This window comes from Streptomyces sp. NPDC002130 (assembly GCF_040296465.1).
In the GTDB taxonomy this organism is placed as follows: domain Bacteria; phylum Actinomycetota; class Actinomycetes; order Streptomycetales; family Streptomycetaceae; genus Streptomyces.
Window position 1 is genome coordinate 1 of sequence record NZ_JBEOXI010000402.1, and the last position, 4,914, is coordinate 4,914.

The 4,914-nt window shown below is 68.8% G+C and carries 4 protein-coding genes and 1 pseudogene; 4 read left to right on the forward strand and 1 reads right to left on the reverse strand.

From position 1 onward, the window contains the following. Positions 1-39: 39 nt before the first annotated feature. Positions 40-234 (forward strand): annotated as a pseudogene (locus ABT116_RS39560) (oxidoreductase); the annotation flags it as partial. Between the two features lie 10 nt (positions 235-244). Here the strand turns inward: ABT116_RS39560 and ABT116_RS39565 are convergent. Further along, positions 245-1,438 (reverse strand): RtcB family protein, encoded by a 1,194-nt coding sequence (locus tag ABT116_RS39565; protein ID WP_351644626.1) that lies wholly within the window; start codon positions 1,436-1,438, stop codon positions 245-247. Between the two features lie 171 nt (positions 1,439-1,609). Between ABT116_RS39565 and ABT116_RS39570 the strand changes: the two genes are divergently transcribed. The 3 genes from ABT116_RS39570 (at position 1,610) to ABT116_RS39580 (ending at position 4,839) form a co-directional block, all read left to right on the forward strand. Next, positions 1,610-2,428 (forward strand): DUF3558 domain-containing protein, encoded by an 819-nt coding sequence (locus tag ABT116_RS39570; RefSeq protein ID WP_351644629.1) that lies wholly within the window; start codon positions 1,610-1,612, stop codon positions 2,426-2,428. A 121-nt stretch (positions 2,429-2,549) separates the two neighbouring features. Then, on the forward strand, positions 2,550-3,464 hold the full coding sequence (locus ABT116_RS39575; RefSeq protein ID WP_351644632.1) for a DUF3558 family protein: 915 nt from the start codon (positions 2,550-2,552) through the stop codon (positions 3,462-3,464). An 88-nt stretch (positions 3,465-3,552) separates the two neighbouring features. Then, positions 3,553-4,839, forward strand: coding sequence for a DUF2637 domain-containing protein (locus ABT116_RS39580; RefSeq protein ID WP_351644635.1), 1,287 nt, complete (start codon positions 3,553-3,555; stop codon positions 4,837-4,839). The last annotated feature ends 75 nt before the right edge of the window (positions 4,840-4,914 follow it).

The following is a 4,914-nucleotide window of genomic DNA, read 5'->3' on the forward strand; positions in this document are numbered from 1 at the left end:
AGGCCGGCGATGTTGTAGACGCCCTCGCTGGTGAAGTCGCTGCTGACCCGCTTCGGCGGCGACGAGGCCAAGGCGGCCAAGGTCTACCAGGGCGTCGCCGAACCCCTCACGGCCGACGACGTCGCCGACACCATCACCTGGGCGGTCACCCGCCCCGCCCACGTCAACGTCGACCTCCTGGTCCTGCGCCCCCGCGCCCAGGCGTCGAACACGAAGGTGCACCGGGAGCTGTAGAGCCTGCCGGTCAGCCCTTCACGCAGACGACCTGCTTGATCCGCGCCACGACCTCCACCAGGTCCCGCTGCTGGTCGATGACCTGCTCGATCGGCTTGTAGGCGGCCGGGATCTCGTCCACGACACCGGAGTCCTTGCGGCACTCCACGCCCTGGGTCTGCTGCTCCAGGTCCTTCGTGGAGAACCGGCGCTTGGCCGCGTTGCGGCTCATGCGCCGGCCCGCGCCGTGCGAGGCCGAGTTGAAGGACTTGGCGTTGCCGAGGCCCTTCACGATGTACGAACCCGTGCCCATGGAACCCGGGATGATCCCGTACTCGCCGGAACCGGCCCGGATCGCGCCCTTGCGGGTCACGAGCAGGTCCATCCCGTCGTAGCGCTCCTCGGCCACGTAGTTGTGGTGCGCGCTGATCTCCGGCTCGAAGGTCGGCTTGGCCTTCTTGAACTCCTTGCGGATGACGTCCTTCAGGAGCGCCATCATGATCGAGCGGTTGTGCTTCGCGTACTCCTGCGCCCAGAACAGGTCGTTGCGGTACGCCGCCATCTGCGGGGTGTCCGCGACGAAGACGGCAAGGTCCCGGTCGACGAGGCCCTGGTTGTGCGGGAGCTTCTGGGCCACGCCGATGTGATGCTCGGCGAGTTCCTTGCCGATGTTCCGGGAACCGGAGTGCAGCATCAGCCAGACAGATCCGGTCGTATCCGTGCACACTTCAACAAAATGATTGCCCCCTCCGAGCGTTCCCATCTGCTTTGTGGCACGTTCCTGACGGAATTTGACCGCTTCCGCCACCCCGTCGAACCGCCCCCAGAAGTCGTCCCACCCCGCGGTGGCCAGCCCATGGAACCGCCCCGGATCCACCGGGTCGTCATGCATCCCCCGGCCCACCGGAATCACCTGCTCGATCCTCGACCGCAGCCGGGACAGATCGCCGGGCAGGTCGTTCGCCGTCAGGGACGTCTTCACCGCCGACATTCCGCAGCCGATGTCCACCCCCACCGCCGCCGGGCACACCGCACCCTGCATGGCGATGACCGAGCCGACCGTCGCGCCCTTGCCGTAGTGCACGTCGGGCATGACCGCGAGGCCCTTGATCCACGGCAGCGTGGCGACGTTCCGCAGCTGCTGGAGCGCGCCCTCCTCGACCGAGGCCGGGTCGGTCCACATCCGGATCGGCACCTTCGCCCCCGGCATCTCTACGTACGACATAACACCCTCAATCCCCCGTAAACGAACAGAAGTCTTCAACAGCAAATACCGGAGCCAAGGTCGACGAAAAGGAAATCGGACCGGCGTCCACGGCAGTGCGTGCGATACACATTGTGTCCATCGCCCGCTGTTCGGCGGCAAGCCAATATCCGTGTCGAGAGGAGCCACCACGTGCAACGGAAGGCGTGGGTACCGGGAATCGCCGCGCTCCTCGCGGCGGTACTGGCCGGCTGCACCGGCGGCTCGGCCGACGGCGGCCCGACGGACAACTCCAACCCCGGCGACACCGGCACGGCATCTCCCGCCGCCGAGCCCGGCCGCTACCGCACGCTGCCCGAGCCCTGCGCCGAGGTCAGCGAGAGCACGCTCGACGAACTCCTCCCCGGCATCCGGCAGATCGGTGACGAGGAGCAGCGCGAGACGGCCTACGAAGGCGAGCCGACGACCACGTTCGACACCGACCGCAAGGTCGGCTGCCGTTGGAAGGTGGACTCACCGACGGCCACCGACCATCTGCTGATCGACTTCGAGCGGGTCGTCTCCTACGACAACGCGGTCAGCGACGACAGCCAGGCCGAGCAGCTCTTCGCGGAGCGGGAGGCCTCGGCCCATCTGCCCGAGCCGACCGCCACGGAGACGGCGGCCTCCGGCAGCACCCCGGCGGGCGGTGCGAGCGCGTCGCCGAGCGGCTCCCCGGCCCCCTCCGGCTCGTCCTCGTCCTCGACTCCGCCCTCCGCGACCCCGACCGATCTGCAGCCCCGGGTGCTTGAGGAACTCGGCGACGAGGCGTTCCTCGACGACGGGCTGAGCAGTTCCGGTTCGACGGCCAAGCAGCGGACCGTGACTGTGGCGTTCCGCACGTCCAACGTCATCGTGACCATCGAGTACGCGGAGCAGCCGGCGACTGTCGGTGTCGTCCCGGACAGCAAGGAAATGCAGGACAGGGCGCAGAAACTGGCCTCGCAGCTGGCGGATTCGCTGGGCGACTGAGGCCCCTTCACGGCCCCTTCACGCCCACCCGCAAAGCACGCGAAGGAAGAACACACCGTTGCCTCACCGCGTACGGTGACCACTCGGACCCCCGTTCCGACCGCAGGGAACCACGAGCGTCATGAGTGAAGGAACCATGCAGCGACGAGCACAGCGAGTAGAGCGAGACCAGCGAGCGAAGCGCCTCGGCCGCGTCCTTGTCTGCGCGGCCGCCGTCCCCGTGATGCTGGTCGCCGCCGGCTGCTCCTCGGACTCCGGCTCCGGCGACAGCACGGACAAGGCCGCCAAGGCCGCGGCGTCGGCGTCCGCGAGCCCGTCACCGACGGTGCAGGCGGCGGCGTACGACAAGCTTCCGGAGCCGTGCAAGGCGCTCTCGAAGAAGACGCTGAAGGACCTCGTGCCGAAGAGCAAGTCCGGCAAGGAGGGCAAGTCGGACGACATCTCGACGCGCGCCAGCTGCTCCTGGAACAGCCTCGACAACAACGGCGTGAAGGGCTCGCAGTTCCGCTGGCTGAACGTGTCGATGCTGCGCTTCGAGTCGGACGTCACCCGCGGCCCGGCCGACAAGCTGGCCCAGGAGTACTTCGAGAAGCAGGTCCAGGAGGCCCAGGCGGCCGAGGGCGCGAAGGGCGTCAAGACGGAGCCGGTGACCGGTACGGGCGACCAGGCGACGGCGGTGCATTACGACTTGAAGAAGAAGGAAGGCACCTTCAAGCAGCAGACGATCGTGGCGCGCGTGGAGAACGTCGTGGTCACGCTCGACTACAACGGTGCCGGTCTGGCCGGTGACAAGACGCCGGACGGCGGCGACCTGCTGAAGGACGCGAAGAAGGCCGTCAAGGAGGCCGTGGAGTCGGTGTCCGAGGCGAACGGAAAGGGCGGCGGCAAGGCGGGCGGCGCCTCGTCCGAGCCGTCGAAGCCGTCGTCGAAGCCGTCGTCGAAGTCGCCCTCGGAGTCGGCGTCCAAGGAGGCGTCGGACGAGCCCTCGAAGGACGCCTCGGCCTCGCCGTCGAAGAAGCCCGTGGCGAAGAGCTGAGCCGTCCCGACGGGATCCGGCCACCCGTTCCCCGTACGCATGTGCCACCCTGTTGCGCGCAACAACACGCAAGGGGAGGGGAGTACGGGTGGCCGCGCCACTGCAGCTGACTCGGATGCACCGCGTTCTCATCGGCGTGGTCGTGGCCGGCGCCGTGATCATCGCCGGTATCGGCTTCGCCGGTTCGTACGCGGCGGTCCGCGAGTTGGCCATCAAGAAGGGCTTCGGGAACTTCTCCTACGTCTTCCCGATCGGCATCGACGCGGGCATCTGCGTCCTGCTGGCCCTGGATCTGCTCCTCACCTGGATCAGGATCCCGTTCCCCCTCCTGCGTCAGACGGCGTGGCTGCTGACGGCGGCGACGATCGCCTTCAACGGCGCGGCCGCGTGGCCGGATCCGCTCGGTGTGGGCATGCACGCGGTGATCCCGGTGCTGTTCGTGGTCTCGGTCGAGGCGGCCCGGCACGCGATCGGCCGGATCGCCGACATCACGGCCGACAAGCACATGGAGGGCGTCCGCCTCACCCGCTGGCTCCTCTCCCCGGTCCCCACGTTCCTCCTGTGGCGCCGTATGAAGCTCTGGGAGCTCCGCTCCTACGAGCAGGTCATCAAGCTGGAGCAGGAGCGGCTGGTCTACCAGGCGCGGCTGCGGTCGCGGTTCGGGCGGACGTGGCGCAGGAAGGCGCCGGTGGAGTCGCTGATGCCGTTGCGGCTGGCGAAGTACGGGGTGCCGCTGGCGGAGACGGCCCCGGCGGGCCTCGCTGCGGCGGGGATAGAGCCCGCGCTGATCCCTCCGCCGCCGGAGTTGGACACGGGCGCAGCTGCGGGCAGTCGTGCCGCTGGGGCGGCACGGGTGGGCGCGGCGGCACCCCACAGCGGGCAGCGTCTGGAGCTCGACAGGACCCCCTACGCAGAGCGTTTCGCGGACGACGAACCGGAACCGGAGCAGAGCCCCTGGTTCAACGCCCAGCGTGAGGTCGAGTACCAGGGCGGTTACGACCCGGCCTTCGACCCGGAGCAGTACGCCCAGTGGATGGCCGAACAGCAGGAAGCCGAGCAGTACCAGGAGCAGTTCGAGCAGGAGCCGGCTCCGGAGGACACCGGCAGCTTCCCGATCCCGGTCGGCCCGAACCGCACCCGCGAACTGGGCGACGGCGGCGGCATCCCGCCGGCTCCCGAGCCGGACGAGGAGGCGTACTACCAGATCTTCCGTGAGTCGATCAAGGGCGGGAACGGGGCGCCCACCCCGCGCGGCTTCATCGCCGACGTCGAGGCGACGTACGGCGTCACCCTGGACGAGGCCGAGTCCAAGCGCATGGTGAATCGGTTCTCCAACCGCCTCAACGCCGAGCTGGCGGAAGAACACATCGCCTGACCGACATGGGAAGGGGGCCCGCGTACGAGGGCCCCCTTCCTGCGTGACGGCGGCTACAGAACGAGCAGCCCCCCC